Source organism: uncultured Rossellomorea sp. (assembly GCF_947488365.1).
GTDB lineage: Bacteria > Bacillota > Bacilli > Bacillales > Bacillaceae_B > Rossellomorea.
This window is the reverse complement of sequence record NZ_CANKZT010000002.1, coordinates 542,756-566,650: the sequence shown is the minus strand read 5'-3', so window position 1 is coordinate 566,650 and position 23,895 is coordinate 542,756. Positions and strand designations below refer to the sequence as shown.

Below are 23,895 nucleotides of genomic sequence, written 5' to 3'. Positions count from 1 at the left end.
CCCCCTATTTAGCGTCTAGCTTTTGTTTTAGCTTCTCAAGAGCCTTCTGTGCGGCTTGTTGTTCGGCTTCCTTCTTAGATCGACCTTTTCCGATACCTAATTCTTCGTCATTTAAACTGACACGGGAAATGAACTGACGATTATGGGCTGGCCCGCTTTCTTCAAGGATGCTGTATTCAATCATTCCTGCACTGCCTCGTTGGACTAGTTCTTGTAGCTGGCTCTTATAATCCATCACATGAGAAAAAGCACCGACATTGATTTTTGGATAGACAACTTTTTCAAGGATTGAAATCACTGTATCTAACCCTTGATCCAAATATACCGCTCCGATAAACGCCTCAAAGACATCTGCGAGTAGTGCTGGTCTTTCTCGACCACCTGTCATTTCTTCTCCTTTACCAAGTAAGATGAGCTCGCCGAAATTCAGTTCGATCGAGAACTTAACCAAGGATGGCTCACATACTATGGCTGCCCTTAATTTCGTAAGTTCACCCTCACTCATCATTGGATACTTCTTAAATAAGAATTGAGAAACCGTTAGTTCCAAGACGGCATCTCCAAGAAATTCTAAGCGTTCGTTGTCTTCATAAGGCTTACGACGATGCTCATTCACATAGGATGAATGAGTAAAAGCTTGTTTAAGTAGTTTTTCATCATTAAATTGAATCCCGATTTCATCTTGAAACGTTTTGAACTTTCCATCATTTTTATATCTGGTTATTCCTTTATTTCTACTTTGCTTCCGCATAAGGCACTCCACCTTGCTCTATATATGTTCTCATTGTATACTAATCAAGTTTATGCTAAAAAAATCATTTACGCAAAAGTTTCTTGCGTACGTTAGAACACAAATAAACTTGGTAGAGGTGAGACCTCTACCAAGTTTTAAATGGTTTTGAATGAAAGATGGACGTTTGCCCATCTTTTAATTCAATCTAACGATTAAGCGTTTGCTTTTATGTAGTTCACAGCATCACCTACTGTGCCGATTTTTTCAGCATCATCGTCAGAAATTTCCATGTCAAATTCATCTTCAAGTTCCATAACCAGCTCAACTACATCAAGGGAGTCAGCTCCTAGATCTTCTTTGAAAGAAGCTTCAAGAGTTACTTGAGATTCATCTACACCTAGACGATCAACGATAATTTTTGTTACACGATCTAATACTTCTGCCATTTTTGTCACCTCCCCTCAAGTATTATAGAGCATTTTGACCTCTAATGAAAAGAGTATACATGAAAACGATCAATAATTTATTATTTTCTTGCCGTTACATGACCATTCCGCCATCGATATGAAGAGTTTGGCCTGTCATATAAGCAGTTGAGTCGGAAGCCACAAATGTTACTACCTTGGCGATATCTTTTGGGTCACCAAAGCGGCTTAAAGGAATTTGCCTTAACATTTCATTACGCACATCTTCCGGCAGCTGATCCGTCATATCCGTAGAAATGAAACCAGGAGCGATCGCATTTACCGTGATGCCACGGGGTGCCAACTCTTTTGCTGTGGTTTTCGTTAATCCGATTACACCCGATTTAGCAGCTACATAGTTTGCCTGACCAGGGTTTCCACTCACACCAACAATCGAAGAAATATTGATGATTCTGCCGCTTCTTTGCTTCATCATTTGGCGGGTAACGGCCTTCGTACAAAGGAATACACCTTTTAGATTGATGTTAATGACATCATCCCATTCTGCTTCTTTCATTCTCATTAATAAATTATCTTTCGTAATTCCAGCATTGTTAACCAGAATATCCACTGAACCGAATTGACTAATCGTTTCCTTTACCATGGCCTGAACAGCATCACTATCCGATACATTACATTGTACGGCAATGGCTTCTCTGCCTAAACCTTTAATTTCATCGACGACTTCATTAGCCTTCGCTTCACTTCCTGAATAGTTTACGGCAACATTACAGCCTTCACGGGCAAGCTCTAGAGCGATCTCCCTACCTATTCCCCGGGACGCCCCCGTTACCAGGGCAACTTTTCCTTCTAAATTCATTTAAGCTTCCTCCTTTAACGCTTGAATGGTTTGTTCTAAAGATGCTTCATCTTGAACAGCATACGTTTTCACTCGTCTATTGACTTTTTTCACTAAACCTGAAAGGACTTTTCCGGGTCCAACTTCGATAAACGTATCCACATCTAATTCAAGCAGCTTCTCAACAGTATCTTCCCATTGAACAGGAGAGTATAATTGTTCAATTAATAAACGTTTGATTTCTTCACGATCCGTCACAGGTTTGGCCGTCACATTCGCAACAACCGGTACAGCTGCATCTTCAATCGTGATCGAATCTAGAATTGAGACAAACTGGTCGGCAGCAGGTTTCATTAATCGAGAATGGAATGGTCCACTCACTTGAAGTGGAATGACTCTCTTTGCTCCAGCTTCTTTCGCTTTCTCTGAAGCAAGCTCCACTCCTTTCACCGTACCTGAAATCACAATTTGACCAGGACAATTTAAGTTTGCCAGCCCCACTGGATGTCCCTCATTTGTTACAAGATCGGTAACTTCCTTTAGCGGCTCTCTTTCCATGCCAAGAATAGCAGCCATCGTGCCTTCTCCACTTGGAACTGCTTGTTCCATGAATTCCCCTCTTTTACGAACCGCATACACAGCATCTTCAAAGCCCAGGGCTCCGGCAGCTACCAGGGCGGAATATTCACCTAAGCTATGTCCGGCCGTATAATCTGCTGTGATGCCTTCTGCCTTTAAACGGTCAAGAATCGCGATGCTCGTCGTTAATAAAGCAGGCTGGGCATTCGTCGTTTGGGTAAGCTCCTCTTGGGGTCCTTCGAATATAACCGTTGATAGCTTTGTATCTAATGTTTTGTCCGCTTTAGTGAAATACTCCTGTACTTCAGGATATTGATCAGCCAATTCTTTTCCCATCCCGACTGATTGGGAACCTTGTCCAGGAAAAATGAACGCGATTTTACTCATACTTTTCTTCACTCCTATTGATAGCATCTTTAATTGTATTGGAGACATCGTGCTTCACCATTTCTCTGGCTTGTCTCATGGCGTTATATAAAGCAACTTCATTTGATGAGCCGTGGGCTTTGATCACCGGTGCTTTTAGACCAAATAAGCCCGCGCCTCCATACTCTGTATAATCAAGCATGTCTTTCATCTGCCTTAAATCATTTTTCACTAACCCGGCAGCCAATTTATTTTTTGTTGAGGCTGTAAAGGTCTTCTTGAGCATCGAGAAAACAGAAAGAGCCGTCCCTTCAATCGTCTTCAACACCATATTCCCGGTGAAACCATCGGTTACTACGACATCCGCAGGGCCTTCAAGTAAGTCCCTGGACTCTACATTTCCCACGAAATGAATAGGGGCGTCCTTAAGAAGTTGGAAAGACTTCTTTGTTAATTCATTCCCTTTTTTATCTTCGGTCCCAATGTTTAATAAGCCTACACGGGGATTGTTGATTCCTCTTACTTTCTCAGCATAAATGCTCCCCATGATGGCATATTGAAGGAGATGCTCAGGCTTGGCATCAACATTTGCACCTAAATCGAGCATGAGAAATCCTTTACCATCCAATGTCGGAAGGGTTGGTGCCAAAGCGGGGCGTTCAATCCCATCAATTCTGCCTACAATGAATAATCCGGCTGTCATAAGGGCTCCCGTGTTTCCTGCAGAGACACACGCATCAGCTTCCCCATTCCGGACTGCTTGGGCCATCAGCACCATAGAGGCATTCTTCTTGCGTTTAACGGCTCTAACAGGTTCATCTGTCCCCTCTATCACTTCATCCGTATGAACGATCGTCAAACGATCAACGGGTGTGATGTACTGCTTGATTTGGTTTTCATCTCCGAATAAAAGCACTTCTATATCGTTAAATTCCTTCAATGCCCTCTTTACACCAAGAACAATTTCTTTAGGAGCATGATCTCCGCCCATTGCATCAACGGCTAACTTCATCTACGCTTCATCCTTTGCAGAATTTTTAGAGCGATACATTTCGAATTCACCAGTGAAAACGAGCTCGCCACCGACTAAACTTTGAACTTCTACCGTTGTTCGGTCCTTTAGATCCTTCATATGTATCACTTTTGCTTTCGCGACAACACGCTCCCCTTCCTTTACAGGCCGGGTAAAACGGATTGTTGACTTAGCTGTTAATGCTAAGTCATCATTAATGACTGCTACCGCAAGAGAGTTTGCTTGAGCGAACAAATGATGCCCTCTCGCTATTCCATTTCTTACGAAAACATGCTCTCGTTTCACATCAAAAATGGAAATCGCACTCTGATCTAATTCTATATCAATAATTTCTCCAATAATCTCTTTAATAGGTAATGATTTCACTTCGTCTTCAAACGATTTCTCTGCTACATATTTAATCCGTTCACGAAGCTCCGGTATAGACAATTCCATACGATCCAACCGGATTGTCTGTACGCTCACCCGAAAACGTTCAGCTAATTCCTCATCTGTTATAAAAGGATTTTCCTTTATCGTGTCTGTAAGGTTTCCCTGTCTTTCTTTTTTTGAAAGTCTCAATATCAACACCGTCCAGTATTAGTACTAGGTACTAATAGTAGTATATAATCTAAAAAAGCAGATTGCAAGAAATAATCTCACAATCTGCCTTTCTAGTCTAGCTTTTCACCTTCTAATATCCCTGCAACCGACAGATACGCCCGAAGAGGTTCAAACTCGGGATCCTTCCAGAAAAGATCGGATTGAATTAAGCTTGCAGCATCATCTCTTGCAACTTCCAACGCACGATAGTCATGCACCATATCTGCCACTTTAAACTCAGGAAGCCCACTCTGCTTTCTGCCAAAGAAATCCCCCGGGCCTCTCAGCTCCAGATCTTTTTCACTCAGAACAAATCCATCATTGGTTTCGGTCATGATCTTCATTCGCTCTTTTCCAACCTCTGTTTTCGGTTCGGCAAGAAGAATGCAATAGGACTGATGTTCCCCACGTCCGACTCTCCCTCTTAGCTGATGAAGCTGAGACAACCCAAAGCGTTCAGCATCATAAATAAGCATAAATGTGGCATTGGGAACATTCACGCCCACCTCGACAACCGTGGTGGATACGAGTACTTGGAGATGATTTGCACTAAATTCCCTCATCACTTCATCCTTCTCATCAGGGTGAAGCCTTCCGTGCATCAATCCGACGTTGTATCGTCCTTCAAAGTAGTGCAGTAATTGATTGTAGACATCGATCGCATTTTGAACATCCAGTTTGTCAGACTCTTCAATCAGCGGACAAATCACATAGGCCTGTCTGCCTTGATCCAACTCCTTGTCCATAAATGAAAGCACCCTTGCTAGCATATCGGCTTTAGCCCAGTAAGTTTCAATCGTCTTTCTTCCTGCTGGCATTTGGTCGATTATACTCACATCCATCTCTCCAAACACCGTAATAGCAAGTGTTCTTGGGATGGGAGTCGCTGTCATAAATAATACATCAGGACTTTCCCCTTTTTCCCTGAGAACCCGTCTTTGATTTACCCCAAAACGATGCTGTTCATCGGTTACTACGAGTCCAAGAGACTTAAATTGCACATCCTCCTGGATAAGTGCATGTGTTCCAATGAGGATATCTATTTCTCCTTCTTTTAACTTTTCTAATAAAAGCCGTCGTCTTTTTCCTTTTACGGAGCTTGTTAACAGGGCAACAGACAGGCCTACCGGCTCCAATAATTCACTCAGAGAATTTGCATGCTGTTCTGCGAGGATTTCCGTTGGAACCATTAAAGCCCCTTGAAATCCTGCGGTTACACTCGAATAGAGTGCGATAGCCGATACGACTGTTTTCCCCGATCCGACATCCCCTTGCAAAAGCCGATTCATTCGGTAAGGAGACTTCATATCTGCCGAAATTTCATTCACTACCCGCTTTTGTGCATCGGTTAGCGGAAACGGGAGAGAGTCAATAAATTCTTTGATTTTACTTAAATCATAATTCTGTTGTAGACCAGACGAATGTTCTCTTTCAAACTTCCTAAGCGCCTGCATTTTCAGTTGAAACAACAAGAACTCTTCATACACAAATCGTCTTCTCGCCTGCTTCATGTCTTCAGTAGAATCTGGGAAGTGGAGATGAAAGAGAGCATCTTTTCGACTGGACAGCTTATATTTCTCCATCAACTGGTGGGGCAGGTTCTCCGTTACCAAATGACTGTAATCCTGAAAACCCTTTTTAATGAATTTTCTTAGTGTGTTGTTTTTTATAGAGCCCTTCAACGAATAAACAGGTTCAAAGTCTCCCTGTTTCCCATGTGGCCCCGACTGAAAATGCTGAACCGTAATGATTTGCCTATTCTTATCCCATTTCCCTGTGACCGTCACCGTATCGTGAAGGTTTATTTTCTTCTTTAGATACGGCTGATTAAAGAATACGGCCTGAACTAAATTCCTCCCGACCAATATTCTTAACGTCAAACGTGATTTTTTTCTCCCATAATACATTAATGCAGGTTCAGAATGGACCTTCCCTTCCACTGTGACACGCTCATCATGGGCTACTTCCTCTAAGTCCCGAAGCCTGTAATCTTCGTACCTGTAAGGCAGATATTCTAACAAATCCAGAACAGAATATATCCCCATTGCATTCAGTTCCACAGCTGTTTCTTCACCAATCCCCTTTATGTTCTGGATCGTTAGCCCTTCTTTATGAGTCTTCACGTTTATTCAGGGAAACCCCAAAGATTTTCGCTTCCAGCTCTCTACCTGTAGGGGTGGCAGCCAAGCCACCTTGAGCTGTCTCTCTTAGTGCCACTGGCATTGTTTGACCGATTTTGTACATAGCGTCAATCACTTCATCACATGGAATCCGACTCGTTATGCCCGCAAGTGCCATATCCGCTGCAACCATTGCATTTGCCGCCCCCATTGCATTCCTTTTCACACAAGGTACTTCAACGAGGCCTGCAACAGGGTCACACACAAGACCTAACATATTCTTTAAGGTAATGGCCATGGCCTCGGCTGACTGGCTGGGTGTGCCCCCGGCCATTTCAACGATGGCAGCTGCAGCCATCCCACTGGCAGAACCAACCTCTGCTTGACATCCGCCGGCTGCACCTGAGATGGAAGCATTATTCGCTACAACAAAACCGAACGCCCCAGACGCGAATAAAAAGCGGATCATTTCATCTTTAGTAGGATTCAACTTATTTTTCACGGCAAACAATGTTCCCGGAACAACTCCTGCAGATCCCGCAGTAGGCGTCGCACAAATCGTTCCCATTGCAGCATTCACTTCATTGGTTGCTACCGCTTTACTAACTGCATCCAGGATAGTGTCCCCGGAAAGTGAACGGCCTTTCTCAATATATTTTTGTAAAAGTACGGCATCCCCGCCAGTTAAGCCTGAATGTGATTTCACACCTTCCAGACCTCTGGCTACTGCCTGTTCCATCACTTCCAGGTTTTTCTCCATTTGACTGTAGACTTCTTCGAATGTTTTACCTGTAAACTCGATTTCTTGTTCAATCATAATGTCAGAAATTTTCTTGTTCTGACTTTCAGCAAGTTCAACTAACTCTGCTACATTTCGAAACATTAAAATGACCTCCTCGCCTGAATGTAAACGCTATCATTATATTAATTGATTAATCGGAAATTCGGGTAACCTGAGTAATATTGGGCAGAGACGTTAATTCATTGATGACAGCCTCATCAATCGGCTGATCTACTTCAATGGTCATCAATGCCATTTGACCTTTCTCTTTGCGTGAAACATCCATATGTCCTATATTCAATTGATGTTTGGCAATGACATTGGATACAGATGCAATGGCTCCAAATCGATCATCATGAACAACCAATATGGCAGGATGGTGACCTGAAAGCTTGAGCTCAAAACCATTAAGTTCTATTATTTCAACTTTCCCGCCCCCAATGGAGATACCCACTAATTCGATTTCACCCTGCTCATCTCCCATCCTGATACGGGCAGTATTCGGATGATCCGTAATGGCGTCCTCCTCTTGGAACTTGATCTTTATTCCTTTTTGTTTGGCTACATTGATTGATTCGATAATTCGTTCATCATATGTATCATAATCAAGGATTCCACCTACAATGGCTACATCTGTTCCATGACCCTTGTATGTTTTTGCAAAAGATCCGTAAAACGATATCGTCGCCCATTTCGGTTCCCGACGAAACAGGTTTCTCGCTACTCTTCCTATTCTCGCTGCACCAGCAGTATGAGAACTTGATGGACCAATCATAACGGGACCAATAATATCAAATACACTTTTGTATTTCATGACTTTTCCCCCTAACTTAACATCCGGTCTATACTACCATTCTAACATAATGGAAGGGGACAAACTCCATATAGAGCTGTCCCCTTCCTTTATTCCTTATTCAACTGAGAATATATAGGAGTAAAGTGGTTGTTTACCATTATGAACTTCCACTTCTACATCTTCATAATGCTCTTCTACATACTCTTTTAATGAATCCACGTCCTCTTCTGTTACATCCTCACCATAAAGAATGGTTAAGATTTCAGAGTCTTCATCCAGCATTTTCTCTAATAAGCTTTGCGCTGTCTTTTGACGGTCATGATCAGAAATGACTATCTTTCCTTCTGCGATTCCCATAAAATCATCTTTTGCAATCGCAACACCATCAATATTCGTATCTCTGACAGCAAACGTGATTTGACCGGTTTTGACCTGCTTAGAAGCTTCAGTCATTAACTGCTTGTTATCTTCAACAGAAGCTGAAGGATTAAAAGCAAGTAACGCGGCCATTCCTTGAGGTACTGTCTTCGTTGGGACAACAGCTACTTCCATTTCCAGAACTTCAGCCGCCTGATCAGCTGCCATAATAATATTTTTATTATTAGGCATGATAATGACTTTCTTCGCATTCACTTCTTCAACAGCCTTCACGATATCCTCCGTACTTGGATTCATCGTTTGACCACCTTCTATCACAGAGGTAGCCCCGATGCTCTTGAACAGCTCGGCGATCCCTTCTCCCATCGCTACAGTCACAATGGCAAAGTCAACTTCTTTTGCTGCAGCAGGAACTTTAGCGTTCACAGGCTTTGTTTCACCAACAATGCTGCTGTGCTGCTGTCTCATGTTTTCAATCTTGATATTAATGAGACTTCCGTATTTATGACCATACGTCAATACATCCCCAGGTTGTTCAGAATGGATATGTACTTTAGCTAATTCATCGTCACTAATGACAAGCAGTGAATCACCGAATTCACTTAAATCCTGACGGAAGTTTTCTTCCACAAAGGATTGTTTGTCTTGTTCAAATCTGACCATGAATTCAGTACAATAACCAAACTCAATATCTTCTGTACTCATGAAATCCTGAGCTGTTTTGTGATGCTCAGCACTTACAAGATCATTCATGGAAGGTAACGAAGCTTGATTTGAAACCTTTTCACCCTTTAGCTCGGCTAAAAAGCCTTCATATACGAATAATAGTCCTTGACCACCACTATCGACTACTCCTACTTCCTTTAGAACAGGAAGTAAATCAGGTGTACGATTTAATGAAGCCTGTGCCTCATCGACGATTGCCTGCATAACCTTTACGAAATCACTTTCTGTTTCAGCTGCAGAAACACCTTTTCTGGCAGCATCTTTGGCAACCGTTAAAATCGTTCCTTCAACAGGTTTCATGACCGCTTTATAAGCCGTTTCCACACCTGTTTGAAGTGCATTGGCAAATTCCACACTCGATAAGGATTCTTTCCCTTCAATTGCTTTACCAAAGCCTCTGAACAATTGGGATAAGATAACACCTGAGTTACCTCTTGCTCCCATCAATAACCCTTTAGAAAGAGCAGCAGCCACATTTCCAATATGACCTTGAATATGTTTTTGGACTTCTTTCGCACCAGAAGTCATGGATAAATTCATATTTGTTCCAGTATCACCATCAGGAACAGGAAAAACGTTTAATGCGTCAACTAACTGCGCATTCGCAGATAATTGGGTGGCACCTTGTATCACCATTTCAGCAAAACGTTTTCCTTCCAAAGATGTAATCGACACGAATCTTCCTCCTCACTACGGGTTCGTGACACGAACCCCCTGCACAAAAATATTTACTGAATCTACCGCCAAGCCGACGGTCTTATCAAGAGTATATTTAACCTTGGATTGTACGTTATGAGCAATCTCAGAAATTTTTGTACCATAACTCACAATAATATACATATCAATATGTACTTCCTCTTCATCTTGACGAACGATCACTCCGCGAGTGAAATTTTCTTTACGTAAGATATCTGTGAAACCGTCTTTAATTTGGTTCTTTGAAGCCATTCCAACAATTCCGTAGCAATCCACCGCTGCACCTCCAGCAATCATTGCAATGACATCATTCGTAATATCAATTTGTCCGTACTGCGTTTTTAATTCGATGGACATGGAATGTTTTCCCCCTTTAATTACATGCTTGGCTAAAAACATTTTACTATAAGTATGGTGTTTTTGAAAGCTAAACTATTATCTCTACGTGATATGTTGGTTATGCCATCTATTTTTTCCTTAATATGCAAAGATTAATCAATTATTCTTCAGGTGGATATGACATATCATATATCGTGTTTTTAAGTAATGATCTGTTATTTTCCAAATACGTAATCAAAATTACTGCCTGTTTTTCTATGGTTCCAACAGATTAACTGGCCCTTCTTCCATCAGAAGGTAGAAAAAAGACGCCTAGCAACTAGACGTCTTCTCATTTTAAGTATTATACGCGTTCAACTTTACCAGATTTCAACGCTCTTGCAGAAACCCATACTTTCTTAGGCTTTCCGTCTACAAGAATTCGAACTTTTTGCAGGTTTGCACCCCAAGTACGCTTGTTCGCATTCATTGCGTGAGAGCGAGCGTTACCTGAGCTAGCTTTACGGCCTGTTACTACGCATTGTTTTGCCATAATATATTCCCTCCTCACTAACAAGAAGCTGAAGTTAATTTCAGTTCCACATTTCGCTTATTATCATAAAGATACTTTAATAATTTATCACACAACTTTCTAGAATGCAATACTACAATTAAAACCTTTCAAGAAAAAATACTTTACAGGCAGAAAAGCGGAGGCGGCTTGAGTAGGCCTGACAAGCACAACTGGGAAATCCCAAAAGGCGCTTTTTGCCTTATGGGATTTTTCAGTTGTGACCTCGAGGGACTAGCCGCCGGAGCTGGACATATAGAAAAGCGGAAGGGGCTCGGCCTGAGGCGACAAGCATAAGGCGAACTAACCGGAAAGGCGCTTTTTGCCTTTTTGGTTAGTTTGACTTATGACCTCGAGCCTCAAGCCCCTGGAGCTGGACATCGCAGAAAAGCGGAAGGGGCTCGGCCTGAGGCGACAAGCATAAGGCGAACTAACCGGAAAGGCGCTTTTTGCCTTTTTGGTTAGTTTGACTTATGACCTCGAGCCTCAAGCCCCTGGAGCTGGACATCGCAGAAAAGCGGAAAGGGCTCGGCCTGGGGCAGGAACACGACTGTTCACAATTTGGCGCAACAAACTCCAAAAGTGGCACAAGTTTGTGTGAAAGTGGCGCAACAAACCCAACAAGTGGCACAAGTTTGCTTGAAAGTGGCACAAGTTTACCCCAATGGAGGACTCTACACAGCCAAAAATACTCTTCCAGCACACTATTGAAAGCTCTCATCAACATTTCCCTGTCCTTAAATAACAATTACGCTCTCATTTTTCTAAAAACCACCTCACTTCTTCCATAAACAAAAAAGAAGATGGCACTAAAGCCATCTCCAACAAACTATTTATTCTTTTTTAAACGTTCCTAACATCGCCCTCACAAGTCCACCCAAGAATTTTGGTAATTTAATTGTATAAAAGCGCATTTTTAGTCCCTCCCCACAATCTAAAGAACGTAATGTTTCGCTTGACAACAGTTCAGTCTATTCAAGCAGTGTCAGTTAAGTACGTCTTCTTTTCTACCTGGTTTAAGAAGCTTTAATCACTGCTTCTTATCACCATTAATATGCCATTTGAAAAGGAAAAAGTACCAGATGATTGTATAAGTTCATTACTAATACATAGTGTGGATCCTCTGGAAATATTCCGATTTTCTAATGGATATTTAAAGCCGGTGAGGGTGATCCCTTCGACACTTTCGGTTACCGGAACGAAGGAAATATACTGTAATTCCGGGCTTTTTTCAACGGAATGCTCTCCAGGTTTGGCTATGTATAAACGATTTTGCACATCTATGATTTCCACTTCAATATCCGTATTTAATAGTCTCGGAGTCATTAATAATTGCAGGTTGCCCATGAAATGATCAAGCCGTCCACCGGTCGCACCAAAAATGTTGATTTTGTCAGGATTCTGATCAATCGCCCAGTTCAGCGCAAGCTCCAGATCCGTCTCGTCCTTTTCAGGCTTAAAACGATTGACTTCCTTAACTTTTTCTTGGATCAGCTCCCACTCTTTCTCGTTCACTGAATCAAAATCTCCAAAAGCGACATTCGGTTCAATATTTTGTTCAAGTAACGTGTATACCCCACGGTCCACACCAATCCAGTTTGCCTCACCATCCGAATATGCGTTCAATTCAGGGATGTATCTTTCTGGTCCGCCGGCAACGATATTGATTTCCATATTCTTCACTCCCTTTTTTATAAAAATAGACTGACCCTAAAGGATCAGCCTGTCATCTCTTATGTGAGAGATTTCTTTAATTCTTCGATTGCTGCCCCTCGGTCGCTGCGGTTGTAGATGGCAGAACCTGCAACAAACACATCTGCTCCTGCTTCAGCACAAATAGCTGCTGTTTCAGGGTTAATGCCACCGTCCACCTCGATTTCAAGTGTAGGATTGATTTCATGTGCCCATTCACGAATCTGTTTGATTTTTGGTACGACCGATGGGATGAATGATTGCCCACCAAATCCAGGGTTCACTGTCATAAGCAGGACCATATCGACATCTTGCAAAATTGGCTTGATCATTTCTGCCGGTGTTGCAGGATTTAGGACGACTCCCGCTTTTACACCTTTGCTTTTGATCATCTGAATCGTTCTATGCAAATGGGGATCAGCTTCTACATGGACGGTAATATAGTCAGCTCCAGCATCAGCAAAAGCTTCGATATATTGACTTGGATTTTCAATCATAAGATGTACGTCCAGTGGTAACGTCGTTAATGGACGTATCGCTTTCACGATCATTGGCCCCAGCGTGATATTCGGGACGAAGTGACCATCCATCACATCCACATGGATATAGTCGGCTCCCCCTTTTTCCACATCTTTAATTTCGTTCCCTAACTCTGCAAAATTTGCAGACAGAATGGAAGGTGCGATTTTCATGTTTAGTACCTCGGCTTTCTTTCTTTTATTTCTTTATGGAATGTTAAGTAGTGATCGTAGCGGTAAGTAGGGATTTCTCCTTCATCCACGGCAGCTTTAACGGCACATTTGGGTTCATTGATATGAAGACAGCCCCTAAATTTACAATCGTCTGATACTTCAACCATTTCGGGGAAGCATTGTGGCAGCTCTTCTATTTCAAGCTCTGAAAACTCCAATGAACTAAAACCTGGGGTATCCGCTACTAAACCATCCTCAATATCAATCAGCTCCACGTGACGAGTGGTATGTTTTCCCCGGCCCAAATGGGAGGAGATCATAGCCGTCTTTAATTCAAGTTCAGGTTTCAAGGCATTAAGCAAGGATGATTTCCCAACTCCGGACTGGCCTGCAAAGACAGAAATTTTATCACTTAAATAAGGTGTTAATTCCTCTACTCCATGCTCTGTTTTAGAAGACGTCATCAGGACTTCATAACCAAATGAGCGGTAATCTTTCACATATCGTTCGATCTTGTTTGTTTGATCAGGCGTTAGCAAGTCCATCTTGGTAACACAAATAAGCGGTTCTATTTCTTTACTCTCCACTAACACAAGAAAGCGGTCAAGTAATGCCGGGCTAAAATCTGGTTCGCTTGCAGAGAAGACCAATATCGCTTGATCGACATTCGCAATCGGCGGACGTACTAACTCATTCTTACGTGGAAAGACTTTCAGGATGTATCCATCCGTTTTGTTCTCTGCTTGAAATTCAACATAATCACCCACCAGGGGGGTTATTTTATTCTTACGGAAATTTCCTCTACCCCGGCATTGCGTAACGCTTCCTTCTGAAAGTACATAGTAAAATCCACTTAATGCTTTAACGATTTTTCCTTCAGGCATTCGAAACCTCCTATTCAAAAACATTCATTAAATAATTTAGTCATCTGGGTTATGTATCATTATCATTATAAATGAAAACAAGAGGACTGTCCCGTCAGGTTCATAAAAAACCTCGGTACAGCCCTTTGGCAATTGTCATTTATTCTTCTTTAGGATACTCGACAGTACCTGTTTTATACTCTTTTTCATCAACGAGAATGCGATATTTCCCAACAGTTCCTTCTTCCAATGTGAACTTCATTGTAATGGTCGTATCCTCATAAATGCTGATGAGTTCGTCACTATCTTCAATCTTTTTATTCTTGTCCTCAATAAAAATATCCACTACTTGAGGATCTCCATTGTCCTTGGTATAAGGAATGGTCATTTCCTCTGTAAACTCCTTGGTCGGTACTTCCTTCGGTGGCTCAGGACCCTTAGACATGATAACGTAAACATCCTCACCCTTACTAATAGGAGTATCTGCCACAGGCTTATGAGAAATCACCCTACCTTCTTCAACCTCATCTGAAAACACTTCACTCTGTACAATGATATTTATTTCCTTTGAAGCTTCATATTTATCAAGTGCAGTTTGATCGAAACCTACCAAGCTTTCTAAATCAAACTTTTCAGTTCCCTTACTCACGGTAAAGGTTATCGTCGTTTCATCTGCCACGACTTCTACTCCAGGAGATGGATCCTGGTCGGTGATTGTTCCAGCAGGTTCGGATTCATTGAACTCTTCTTCTTTCTCTACCGTGAATCCTTTTTCTTCAAGTTCAGAGGACACCTCTTCAAAATTCTTTCCTACATAGTCCTCTACTCGAACTTTTTCTTTACCTGTACTAACATAGATATCTATAGCCGATCCTTCATTCGCCATCCGTCCTGCCTTTGGGTTGGTCTTGATTACAAAACCTTCAGGAATCGTTTCATGGGATTGTTTTTTTGTTTCTCCGACGACAAACCCCTCTGAAACGATGGTGGAAATGGCTTCAGTCTGATCTTTTTCGACCACATCGGGCACCTGAATTTCCTTTGGCCCCAGCAGCTCAGGAACGAAAGTAACAGCAGCAACTCCTAAAAGAATAAGCAAAAAGAATAAACTAATAATAAGAATCGGCCACTTCTTTTTACTCTTTTTCTTAGGTGTTCCCTTCTTATTTTTCTTCTTTCCGTTCTTCTTCCCCTCTTGAACGGGAGGAGTTGGCTTCGTTTGTAATTTGTCTGTATCCGAATGATGGTGAACAATCGTATCGTCTAGATTCGAATAAGCCTTTTGATCGGTGATGACCGGAATGGCCTTTGTTGCCTCGTCATCAAGGGGAACGGCGAATTTCGGTTCATTCATCCGGTCCGGGTCCAAGGCTGAGCTCAATGCCTCGTCCATATCCTCGAGGCTTTCATACCGTCTGAATGGGTCTTTAGCCGTTGCCTTTAATACGATATTCTCAACACTCTGTGGAATATCCGGATTCCATCTTCGTAGAGAAGGAGTTTCAGATTGCAAGTGTTTTAAAGCAATCGAAACCGCTGATTCCCCAGAGAATGGGAGTCTGCCCGTTAACAATTCAAACATGACGATTCCAAGTGAGTAGATATCTGATTTCTTTGTGGCCATGCCGCCCCTCGCCTGTTCAGGGGAGAGGTAATGGACCGATCCCAGGACTGAATTGGTCTGGGTGATCGAAGTGGCACTAAGAGCCATCGCGATCCCGAAATCCGTGATCTTCACATTTCCATCTTCATCAAGCAGGATATTGTGAGGCTTAATATCACGGTGAACGATATGATTCTGATGAGCATGAGACATCGCTAAGGTTAACTGCTTCATAATATCGATCGCTTTGTCTACATGAACAGGTGAATGCTGCTGTATGTATTGCTTTAAGGTCATGCCATGAACATATTCCATGACAATATAGTATAGATCGTCTTCTTCTCCTACATCGTATATACTCACAATGTTCGGATGTGTCAAGCTAGTAGCAGATTGGGCTTCTCGTTGGAATCGTTTAATGAATTCCTCTTCATTGGCAAAATCGATTCTGAGCATTTTAATAGCCACTTCACGATCCAAAATCACATCATGAGCTAAATAAACGTTGGCCATCCCTCCGCCGCCGATTAGTTTAATGATTCTGTAACGCCCACTGATGCGCTTTCCTTCCATCATGTTATCACCCGCTTTCCGTTTCAGCGGCAAACTCAACAATTACTACGGTAATATTATCCTCACCGCCATATTCATTGGCTAAATGAACAAGCGACTCTCCTTTATTTTCTAGGGAGTTGTCATGAACCAATATCTCTTTCATTTCTTTTTGGGAGACTTTATTAGAAAGACCGTCTGAACACAATAAAATAACGTCTTCTTCTTCAAACATTATCGTTTTAATATCCATCGTAATTGAAGCTTCCGTACCTATCGCTCTAAGTATTACATTTTTTCTTGGATGATGCTCTGCATCCTCTTTCGAAATTTCACCGCTTCTAACTAATTCATTCACAAGTGTATGGTCTTCTGTTAGCTGATGAAAACCATTTTCGTTCAGAATATATCCTCTGCTGTCACCAATATTAACAATGGTTGCAAATAATGAGGTGCAAATGGCTCCGACAAGAGTCGTTCCCATTCCCTCGCACTCCGAATTGGATTGAGAATAAGTATATACTTCTTTGTTTACTTCGTTAATAGTTGTTTTTAACCAATTTTCGGCTTCATCAGCGGTGTGAAATTTTTCGGTTTTCTCCCATAAGTCCTTTAAGATCGAAATGGTGAGCCCACTAGCAACATCTCCTGCTCGGTGGCCCCCCATTCCATCTGCTACAACAGCTAAATGATCGCCGTGATGATTCACAAATACCCCGGCACTATCTTCATTTAGTTGACGCACTTTCCCTTTGTCCGTAAAATAAACAGTTTTCACTTAGGTCACCTCGTCTCTTCTTCTGCACCTGATTCAAGTAGCTCCTTATACTCATAGTTGGATGCATTTCAGTTCAAAAAATGAATTCACTTTGATTATCTTCGTTATATACGATCAGCTTCACATTCATTCTGAATGGAGTTGATAATGAAAAGAGCGAATATTTTCGGGCTTATCACTTTTGAGGAAATAAACATATGATTACAAAGTATTAGATAATCAAAGATTCATTAAGGGCTGTTGTACTTTTACGACTTTTCTAGTGAGTTTTCCTGCTTTTCTTTCGACATTTGATTTATTTCGACTCATTTTTTTCTAAAACACGAAATGAAAAACCCATCTCCACCAAAATCTTGTGGAAATACTTGTAATTGATTTTCTTTAATAAAAGGAGTAATGGAATCCGGAAGTCCATCTAGAGGATCAGGCTTAAATTCACTATGATCACTTAAGAAAGCCGCCACAGTACCTTCATTCTCATTTTGGTCTACAGTACATGTGCTATAAACTAAAAGTCCATCTTTTTTTAACAGTGGTGCAACCGCTGATAAGATGTCCAGCTGAATCTTTTGTAGTGATAGAAGATCGGACTCTTTTTTAGCATATTTAATATCCGGTTTTCTTCTTAATACACCTAAGCCAGAGCACGGAGCATCGACTAAAATACGATCGAAACTTTCTTTTTCAAACTTCTCTCCTGCTTTTCGACTATCAAGGGTTGCCGACTTTACATTATTTAATCCAAGTCGAGTCGCATTTTCGTCAATTAATTTCACCTTATGCTTGTGTAAGTCCAATGCATGGACTTCACCGGTACCTGAGAGTTTTTCGGCTATGTGGGTCGTTTTGCCCCCAGGTGCTGCACACGCATCTAACACTTTCATCCCCTGTTCAAGCTTTAAAGCATAGGAGACAAGCATGGAACTTTCATCCTGGATGGTACACTGTCCGTTACGATAAGCTTCTGATTTTGCCAGGTTACCTCGAAGTGACTGAATAGCCTCCGGGACAATTGCGCTTACTTTCACTTCATTTCCACTATCCGTTAAACGTTTAACCAGTTCTTCCCGACTGATTTTGGTCATGTTGACACGTGCCGTTTGTTTAGGTGCGATTAAATTGGTTTCACACATTTCTTTCGTCTTCTCCAGACCAAATTGTTCTTCCCATCTCTTCACTAACCAATAAGGATGACTCGTTTCGATGGCCACCCGCTCGATCGGATCTTTAATACTGTCAAGGGAAGGAAGCCCTTTCCTCTGAACAGAACGCAAGACCCCGTTTACTAATCCTGAAATGCCTTTGTGTCCTCTCTTCTTGGCGATTTCTACAGCTTCAAAGAAAACAGCACGGTCAGGAATTCGATCTAAGTACACAAGCTGATAAAGGGATAAGCGCAAAAGTTGACGAACCCACTCATCCAGCTTCCCTTTAATAAATGGAGCTAAATAGAAATCCAACGTCATTTTCCGTTGAATGGTTCCATACGTCAGCTCCGTTAATAATCCAATGTCTTTACTTGGCAGTTGATTTTTTTCAATCACAGAATTCAATAATAAATTACTATACGATTGATTTTTCTCTACTGCTTCAATGACATCAAGCGCTGCTTCACGAACGGTTTTATTTCTTTTACTCATTATTTTCTCCTAACATCATTCCTGCTTTTAGGTGAGAGCCAGCCCCACGCAGGTAATCCTTTGCACTCATTCTCTTTTTACCGGAAGGCTGTAAATCGGTTATTTTAATTCCCACAGAATTGCCTGTAGAAACGACGAATCCATCCTCTTCAATCTTCACGATTTCACCAGGTGCAGCAGAAGTACCTCCGACTTTTTCTCCCCACCAAACTTTGATCACAGAATTTTCTAATGTAGTGTAAGCAACCGGCCAAGGGTGAAGTCCTCTAATATGGTTGTAGATTTCTTCTCCAGTTTTCTTCCAGTCAATTTTTTCTTGTTCCCGCTTGATGTTTCGTGCAAACGTCGCTTTTGAATCATCTTGCTTGACCGGGGAAATGTCCCCCGCTAATAATTTGGGCATCGTTTCAATCAGTAACGCTGCACCTGCAACACTTAGTTTGTCATGAAGCGTCCCGACATGATCCCGCTCTTCAATATCCACTTCCACTTGACTTATAATGTCTCCTGCATCAAGCTTTTCGACCATATACATAATGGTAATGCCCGTTTTCTCTTTTCCTTGGAGAATGGAATAATGAATGGGTGCCCCCCCTCTAAGTTCAGGAAGTAAAGAGGCGTGAACATTGATACATCCATATTGTGGAGCTTCCAGTAATTCGTTAGGAAGAATTTGCCCAAAGGCCGCTGTAACTATAAGATCAGGCTTCAATGCAAGCACTTTGTTTAACTCATCTTCATTCTTTATTTTCTCTGGTTGGTAGACTGGGATCCCGTGTTTTTCAGCTGCTACTTTTACAGGAGGAGGCGTGAGGATCCTTTTTCTTCCCACCGGGCGGTCAGGCTGTGTCACAACCGCAATAACATCATACTTTTCATCTAATAGAGATTGAAGAACAGGAACTGAAAAATCAGGTGTTCCCATAAAAATCACTTTCGTCATTAAGCTTCATACCTTTCTAATTCTTCTTCTGTAACATATTTTTCTACCTTTGAGGTAAATAGGATACCGTGAAGATGATCGATTTCATGTTGAATCGCTCTCGCTAAAAAATCCTCCGCATGAAATTCAATCATTCTTCCTTTTCGGTCATGCGTTTTGACCTTGATGGAATAAGGACGGGTCACTTCGCCATATAAGCCCGGGAAACTTAAGCATCCTTCGAGGTCGGTTTGAGATCCCTCCGCCTCGACGATTTCCGGATTGATAAGCTCGATTGTTCCAGTGTCATCCCCGACATCGACCACTGCTATCTGAAGGTCGATTCCTACTTGGGGCGCTGCAAGGCCGACACCGTCCGCTTCAAGCATAGTATCATACATATTTGCAAGTAATTTTTTTAATTTCTTATCAAATGCCGTTACCTTCTCACATTCTTTTTCTAAGATCGGATCAGGGTGCATTACAATTGGAAGTATTGCCATAAGTCTCCTCCATTTTTCCGTATAAATAGTGTTACATCATCATATAAGGGTTCACATCTATGGAGATTGTTAACCCTTGGGATGCATATTGTTGCTGGTACTGGTCTAATACTGTCTTTAATGTAGTTCCAAGATTTGGTTCCAGCTTGTATTTTATCAAACATTGATAGCGATATCTATTCTTTATCCTGGGGATTGGTGATGCAACGGGCCCAAGAATAATCGTTGTGTCGGATAGCTTTGAACGAATATAGTTCGTCATCTTCTCTGCAATATCCACCACTTTCATTAAATCTTCATGACTCAATGTGATCAGAGTGATGTAGTAAAAAGGAGGATAGGAACCCATTTTCCTCATCATCATTTCCTGCTGATAAAAACGGTTGTAATCATGATTTGACGCTAACTCGATTGAATAATGCTCAGGTGTATACGTTTGAATCACGACTTCTCCGGGCAGCTTGTGTCTGCCGGCCCGCCCACTTACTTGTGTCAGTAATTGAAACGTCTTTTCTGCTGCTCTGAAATCCGGAAGATGGAGCATCGTATCTGCACTGAGGACCCCAACAAGTGTGATATTCGGAAAATCGAGACCCTTAGCAATCATTTGAGTACCAAGAAGGATATCCGCTTTCCCTTCTCCAAAGGCTGTTAACAGTTTTTCATGGGAGCCTTTTCGTGAAGTTGTATCTACATCCATACGAATGATTCGAGCATCTGGAATGAGTTTCGTCAATTCCTCTTCAACCTTTTGAGTTCCGGTCCCAAAATAACGAATATGCTCACTCGTACATTCAGGGCAAGTACTTGGAACTCCCTCCTCGTAACCGCAATAATGACACTTCATGCCATTTGAAAAACGATGATAGGTCAAAGATATGTCGCAGTTTGGACACTGAAGGACAAAGCCGCAATCTCTGCACATGATGAAGGAGGAATGCCCTCTTCTATTCAGGAATAGAACGGTTTGCTCTCCCTTTGCCATCCGGTCCTGAAGCTTTTCGAATAGTTTTGTTGAAAACATGGAACGGTTTCCCTTCCTCAGTTCCTCTCTCATATCCACAATGTCAACGGATGGTAATGGACCGTCATTCATGCGTTTATCCAAAGTGAGAAGCTCATATACACCTTTCGATGCCCGTGCAAAGGATTCCAAAGAAGGTGTAGCACTTCCTAAAATTACAGGGCACTTATGATATTCCCCTCGATAAATGGCGATGTCTTTAGCATGATAACGGGGATTTTCCTCTTGCTTGTAACTTGTCTCATGCTCTTCATCGATAATGATGATCCCGATATTTTCAAAAGGGGCAAAAACGGCTGAGCGGGCACCGACCACTACTTTTACTTCCTTACGCTGAATTTTCCTCCACTCATCATATTTTTCACCAACTGACAAACCGCTGTGCAGTACAGCTACATCATTTCCGAAACGGCCCTTAAAACGGTGAACCATTTGGGGGGTAAGGGATATTTCAGGAACTAATACAATCGCTTCCTTCCCTTCTTGTAAGACCCGTTGAATGGACTGCAGGTAAATTTCTGTTTTACCACTCCCTGTTACTCCGTAAAGAAGGAATGTATGATGTTTGTCTTGATCGATGGTGTTTAGTATAGGACGAATCGCTTGGTCTTGCTGGGACGTCAACGTTAGGGGTGAGGTTTTCTCAAATGTTTTGTTTTCAAAGGGGTCACGATACATTTCAACGTTTTTTTCAATCAGAAGCCCTTTATTGACCAACGATTTAACGGTAGATGAAGTGGTTGCCATCTCTTCAAGGAGGGTTGACGCTAGTATCCCGTCACCACCCGGAGCAGAATCACTCATGTACTCTAGGATTTGTTTCTGCTTATTTGCTTGAAGGGGCAGGCTGTTCTTTACCTCTTCTAAATCATCGTCTGGAACATTAAGATAAAGTTTTCGAACCGTTTTCTTATTTCCTTTCGCTTTCACCCTGTAAATCACTTCCACCGAACCATTTTTAACCTCTTTATGAATGAGAGGTAGAAGTCCGCTGTCTTCAATCGCTTTCCAGGAAACCTCTTTCCCCTGCTGAAAGAAGCGCTGTAAAGAGTGATGAAGCTCGTCAGGTCCCTTGTTTTCTTCTAGCTGAAAGAACTTTTCGTATTTGGCTTTCATTGCTGCAGGCAGCATGGATTGAAAAGCAGAGATTTTAAAACAAAGTGTTTTCTCTGTCAGCCAGTTCCCCAGTTTAAGCAATTCGTTGTTGAGAACTGGTACAAGATCCATTGGCTCAATGACCGGTTTGAGTTTCGACACTTCGCCTTTTTCCTTTAATTCAATCACAAAACCTTGAATTTTCCTTGGTCCAAACGGAACAACCACCCTCATGCCGGGAAGGATGCTGCCTCTCCATTCATCCGGGATACTATAGTCGTAGGTGCGATCCGTTTGCATGGCAGGGACGTCGACGATTACACTAGCTACGTTCATATGGCGTACCCTTCTTTAATTGCCGGACTGCTTCTTTATAGATTTCTTTCGCTACATCCACTTTTGATAATAACGGCAGATCCCGAACGTCCCCACCTTTTGTCACGATTGAAACCCGGTTTGTGTCGGTACCAAAGCCTGACCCCGCTTCTTTCACATTATTTGCTACGATCATATCTGCCTGTTTTTTTTCAAGCTTAGCCTTGGCATACTCCTCAACATTTGTTGTTTCCGCAGCAAATCCGATAAGAAATTGATGATTCTTTCTCTCTCCAAGACTTTTTAAGATATCCTTCGTCCTTTCGAATTCAATCACGAGATTTCCATCTTTTTTCTTTAACTTATCCCCGAATATTTCTTTCGGACGATAATCAGCCACCGCAGCGCTCTTCACCACGATATCCGCCGTTGGAAAAGCTGCGTGAACCGCATTGTACATGTCTTCGGCACTCATGACGGAAACCAATTCAACACCACGTGGAATCGGTAAATGAGATGGTCCTGAAATCAACACGACCCGGGCTCCTAAAGACACAGCTGCTTCTGCAAGGGCATAGCCCATTTTCCCCGTTGAACGATTGGAAAAGAAGCGTACAGGATCCACCATTTCCCTGGTAGGGCCAGCTGTTATCACTACTTTTTTCCCTTGTAATAGCATTCCTTCACTATCAAGATCTGAAAAATAGCGATCAACCAACTCCACTACTCTTTCAGGTTCTTCTAATCTTCCTTTTCCAACGTATCCACAAGCCAAATACCCTTCACTTGGTTCGACAAATTCGTAGCCAAACTCAAAAAGGGTATTAATATTTCGTTTCACCGCTGGATGATCATACATATGTACATTCATGGCTGGGGCAATCCAGACTTTCGTTGTAGTTGCCAGTATAGTTGTAGATATCATGTCATCTGCAATTCCATTCGCGAGCTTCCCGATGATGTTGGCCGTTGCTGGAGCTACGAGTACAAGGTCCGCCCAGTCAGCTAAGTCGATATGAGCAATCTTTGACGAATCCTTTTCATCAAAGGTATCCCAATATACATCTTGACGGGATAATGCTTGGAAGGTAAGTGGAGCCACAAATTTTTGAGCTGATTCAGTCATGATGACTTTCACTTCGGCACCGCTTTGGACCAGCTTGCTTGTTAAAGCAGCCGCTTTGTATACAGCAATTCCACCAGATACACATAGCAGTATTTTTTTCCCCTTGATCATTCTGCTTTCCCCCATTACTCTTTATACTTCCTTTATT

At 42.0% G+C, this 23,895-nt stretch carries 23 protein-coding genes; all 23 read right to left on the bottom strand.

All coding sequences use genetic code 11. The features are described from left to right. Positions 1-4: 4 nt before the first annotated feature. Positions 5-751 (bottom strand): ribonuclease III, encoded by a 747-nt coding sequence (gene rnc / locus Q1B03_RS09775; protein ID WP_299740798.1) that lies wholly within the window; start codon positions 749-751, stop codon positions 5-7. Between the two features lie 194 nt (positions 752-945). After that, positions 946-1,179: an acyl carrier protein gene (gene acpP / locus Q1B03_RS09770; protein WP_032088865.1), complete on the bottom strand. Its 234-nt coding sequence runs from the start codon at positions 1,177-1,179 to the stop codon at positions 946-948. A 94-nt stretch (positions 1,180-1,273) separates the two neighbouring features. After that, complete coding sequence (gene fabG, locus Q1B03_RS09765) at positions 1,274-2,017, bottom strand: 3-oxoacyl-[acyl-carrier-protein] reductase (protein WP_299740791.1); 744 nt, start codon at positions 2,015-2,017, stop codon at positions 1,274-1,276. Continuing rightward, positions 2,018-2,962 (bottom strand): ACP S-malonyltransferase, encoded by a 945-nt coding sequence (gene fabD, locus Q1B03_RS09760; RefSeq protein ID WP_299740789.1) that lies wholly within the window; start codon positions 2,960-2,962, stop codon positions 2,018-2,020. It lies immediately after the preceding gene. Then, on the bottom strand, positions 2,955-3,953 hold the full coding sequence (gene plsX, locus Q1B03_RS09755; protein WP_299740787.1) for a phosphate acyltransferase PlsX: 999 nt from the start codon (positions 3,951-3,953) through the stop codon (positions 2,955-2,957). Before plsX ends, fabD begins: the two co-directional genes overlap by 8 nt. Next, the gene (gene fapR, locus Q1B03_RS09750) at positions 3,954-4,535 is read right to left on the bottom strand and encodes a transcription factor FapR (RefSeq protein WP_299740785.1); all 582 of its coding nucleotides are present in this window, start codon (positions 4,533-4,535) and stop codon (positions 3,954-3,956) included. A 92-nt stretch (positions 4,536-4,627) separates the two neighbouring features. Next, the gene (gene recG / locus Q1B03_RS09745; protein ID WP_299740783.1) at positions 4,628-6,679 is read right to left on the bottom strand and encodes an ATP-dependent DNA helicase RecG; all 2,052 of its coding nucleotides are present in this window, start codon (positions 6,677-6,679) and stop codon (positions 4,628-4,630) included. After that, the gene (sdaAA, locus tag Q1B03_RS09740; protein ID WP_299740781.1) at positions 6,666-7,559 is read right to left on the bottom strand and encodes an L-serine ammonia-lyase, iron-sulfur-dependent, subunit alpha; all 894 of its coding nucleotides are present in this window, start codon (positions 7,557-7,559) and stop codon (positions 6,666-6,668) included. Before sdaAA ends, recG begins: the two co-directional genes overlap by 14 nt. A 49-nt stretch (positions 7,560-7,608) precedes the next feature. Further along, positions 7,609-8,271 (bottom strand): L-serine ammonia-lyase, iron-sulfur-dependent subunit beta, encoded by a 663-nt coding sequence (sdaAB, locus tag Q1B03_RS09735; protein ID WP_044337431.1) that lies wholly within the window; start codon positions 8,269-8,271, stop codon positions 7,609-7,611. A gap of 96 nt (positions 8,272-8,367) precedes the next feature. Continuing rightward, positions 8,368-10,032, bottom strand: coding sequence for a DAK2 domain-containing protein (locus Q1B03_RS09730; RefSeq protein ID WP_299740777.1), 1,665 nt, complete (start codon positions 10,030-10,032; stop codon positions 8,368-8,370). A 15-nt stretch (positions 10,033-10,047) separates the two neighbouring features. After that, complete coding sequence (locus Q1B03_RS09725; RefSeq protein ID WP_034755738.1) at positions 10,048-10,410, bottom strand: Asp23/Gls24 family envelope stress response protein; 363 nt, start codon at positions 10,408-10,410, stop codon at positions 10,048-10,050. A gap of 325 nt (positions 10,411-10,735) precedes the next feature. Then, positions 10,736-10,924: a 50S ribosomal protein L28 gene (rpmB, locus tag Q1B03_RS09720; protein WP_034755741.1), complete on the bottom strand. Its 189-nt coding sequence runs from the start codon at positions 10,922-10,924 to the stop codon at positions 10,736-10,738. Between the two features lie 851 nt (positions 10,925-11,775). Further along, complete coding sequence (gene spoVM, locus Q1B03_RS09715) at positions 11,776-11,856, bottom strand: stage V sporulation protein SpoVM (protein ID WP_032088878.1); 81 nt, start codon at positions 11,854-11,856, stop codon at positions 11,776-11,778. 112 nt (positions 11,857-11,968) lie between these two features. Further along, positions 11,969-12,616, bottom strand: coding sequence for a thiamine diphosphokinase (locus Q1B03_RS09710; RefSeq protein ID WP_299740771.1), 648 nt, complete (start codon positions 12,614-12,616; stop codon positions 11,969-11,971). Between the two features lie 59 nt (positions 12,617-12,675). After that, a complete protein-coding gene (gene rpe, locus Q1B03_RS09705; protein ID WP_299740769.1) occupies positions 12,676-13,326 on the bottom strand; it encodes a ribulose-phosphate 3-epimerase in 651 nt (216 codons plus the stop codon). 2 nt (positions 13,327-13,328) lie between these two features. Then, positions 13,329-14,210, bottom strand: a complete 882-nt coding sequence (rsgA, locus tag Q1B03_RS09700; protein ID WP_299740767.1) for a ribosome small subunit-dependent GTPase A — start codon at positions 14,208-14,210, stop codon at positions 13,329-13,331. A gap of 139 nt (positions 14,211-14,349) precedes the next feature. Continuing rightward, positions 14,350-16,368, bottom strand: coding sequence for a Stk1 family PASTA domain-containing Ser/Thr kinase (gene pknB, locus Q1B03_RS09695; protein ID WP_299740765.1), 2,019 nt, complete (start codon positions 16,366-16,368; stop codon positions 14,350-14,352). Positions 16,369-16,372: 4 nt separating this feature from the next. Beyond that, positions 16,373-17,122 carry a Stp1/IreP family PP2C-type Ser/Thr phosphatase gene (locus Q1B03_RS09690; protein WP_299740763.1) on the bottom strand — a complete coding sequence of 250 codons (750 nt, stop codon included), beginning with the start codon at positions 17,120-17,122 and terminating at the stop codon, positions 16,373-16,375. Between the two features lie 305 nt (positions 17,123-17,427). After that, complete coding sequence (gene rsmB, locus Q1B03_RS09685) at positions 17,428-18,762, bottom strand: 16S rRNA (cytosine(967)-C(5))-methyltransferase RsmB (protein WP_299740761.1); 1,335 nt, start codon at positions 18,760-18,762, stop codon at positions 17,428-17,430. Beyond that, positions 18,755-19,705, bottom strand: a complete 951-nt coding sequence (gene fmt / locus Q1B03_RS09680) for a methionyl-tRNA formyltransferase (RefSeq protein WP_299740759.1) — start codon at positions 19,703-19,705, stop codon at positions 18,755-18,757. The genes rsmB and fmt overlap by 8 nt, the downstream gene beginning before the upstream one ends. After that, a complete protein-coding gene (gene def, locus Q1B03_RS09675) occupies positions 19,705-20,187 on the bottom strand; it encodes a peptide deformylase (RefSeq protein WP_299740757.1) in 483 nt (160 codons plus the stop codon). The genes fmt and def overlap by 1 nt, the downstream gene beginning before the upstream one ends. 31 nt (positions 20,188-20,218) lie before the next feature. Further along, positions 20,219-22,642, bottom strand: a complete 2,424-nt coding sequence (gene priA / locus Q1B03_RS09670) for a primosomal protein N' (protein ID WP_299740755.1) — start codon at positions 22,640-22,642, stop codon at positions 20,219-20,221. Next, positions 22,629-23,858 (bottom strand): bifunctional phosphopantothenoylcysteine decarboxylase/phosphopantothenate--cysteine ligase CoaBC, encoded by a 1,230-nt coding sequence (coaBC, locus tag Q1B03_RS09665; RefSeq protein WP_299740753.1) that lies wholly within the window; start codon positions 23,856-23,858, stop codon positions 22,629-22,631. The genes priA and coaBC overlap by 14 nt, the downstream gene beginning before the upstream one ends. Positions 23,859-23,895: the final 37 nt, after the last annotated feature.

What these genes read in the sequence shown, in the direction of transcription:
- rnc (WP_299740798.1), bottom strand. Translation starts at nt 751, where the DNA reads ATGCGGAAGCAAAGTAGAAATAAAGGAATAACCAGATATAAAAATGAT.
- acpP (WP_032088865.1), bottom strand. Translation starts at nt 1,179, where the DNA reads ATGGCAGAAGTATTAGATCGTGTAACAAAAATTATCGTTGATCGTCTA.
- fabG (WP_299740791.1), bottom strand. Translation starts at nt 2,017, where the DNA reads ATGAATTTAGAAGGAAAAGTTGCCCTGGTAACGGGGGCGTCCCGGGGA.
- fabD (WP_299740789.1), bottom strand. Translation starts at nt 2,962, where the DNA reads ATGAGTAAAATCGCGTTCATTTTTCCTGGACAAGGTTCCCAATCAGTC.
- plsX (WP_299740787.1), bottom strand. Translation starts at nt 3,953, where the DNA reads ATGAAGTTAGCCGTTGATGCAATGGGCGGAGATCATGCTCCTAAAGAA.
- sdaAA (WP_299740781.1), bottom strand. Translation starts at nt 7,559, where the DNA reads ATGTTTCGAAATGTAGCAGAGTTAGTTGAACTTGCTGAAAGTCAGAAC.
- sdaAB (WP_044337431.1), bottom strand. Translation starts at nt 8,271, where the DNA reads ATGAAATACAAAAGTGTATTTGATATTATTGGTCCCGTTATGATTGGT.
- Q1B03_RS09725 (WP_034755738.1), bottom strand. Translation starts at nt 10,410, where the DNA reads ATGTCCATCGAATTAAAAACGCAGTACGGACAAATTGATATTACGAAT.
- rpmB (WP_034755741.1), bottom strand. Translation starts at nt 10,924, where the DNA reads ATGGCAAAACAATGCGTAGTAACAGGCCGTAAAGCTAGCTCAGGTAAC.
- spoVM (WP_032088878.1), bottom strand. Translation starts at nt 11,856, where the DNA reads ATGCGCTTTTATACAATTAAATTACCAAAATTCTTGGGTGGACTTGTG.
- Q1B03_RS09710 (WP_299740771.1), bottom strand. Translation starts at nt 12,616, where the DNA reads ATGGAAATCAATATCGTTGCCGGCGGACCAGAAAGATACATCCCTGAA.
- rpe (WP_299740769.1), bottom strand. Translation starts at nt 13,326, where the DNA reads ATGAAAATCGCACCTTCCATTCTGTCTGCAAATTTTGCAGAGTTAGGG.
- rsgA (WP_299740767.1), bottom strand. Translation starts at nt 14,210, where the DNA reads ATGCCTGAAGGAAAAATCGTTAAAGCATTAAGTGGATTTTACTATGTA.
- pknB (WP_299740765.1), bottom strand. Translation starts at nt 16,368, where the DNA reads ATGATGGAAGGAAAGCGCATCAGTGGGCGTTACAGAATCATTAAACTA.
- rsmB (WP_299740761.1), bottom strand. Translation starts at nt 18,762, where the DNA reads ATGAGTAAAAGAAATAAAACCGTTCGTGAAGCAGCGCTTGATGTCATT.
- fmt (WP_299740759.1), bottom strand. Translation starts at nt 19,705, where the DNA reads ATGACGAAAGTGATTTTTATGGGAACACCTGATTTTTCAGTTCCTGTT.
- def (WP_299740757.1), bottom strand. Translation starts at nt 20,187, where the DNA reads ATGGCAATACTTCCAATTGTAATGCACCCTGATCCGATCTTAGAAAAA.
- priA (WP_299740755.1), bottom strand. Translation starts at nt 22,642, where the DNA reads ATGAACGTAGCTAGTGTAATCGTCGACGTCCCTGCCATGCAAACGGAT.
- coaBC (WP_299740753.1), bottom strand. Translation starts at nt 23,858, where the DNA reads ATGATCAAGGGGAAAAAAATACTGCTATGTGTATCTGGTGGAATTGCT.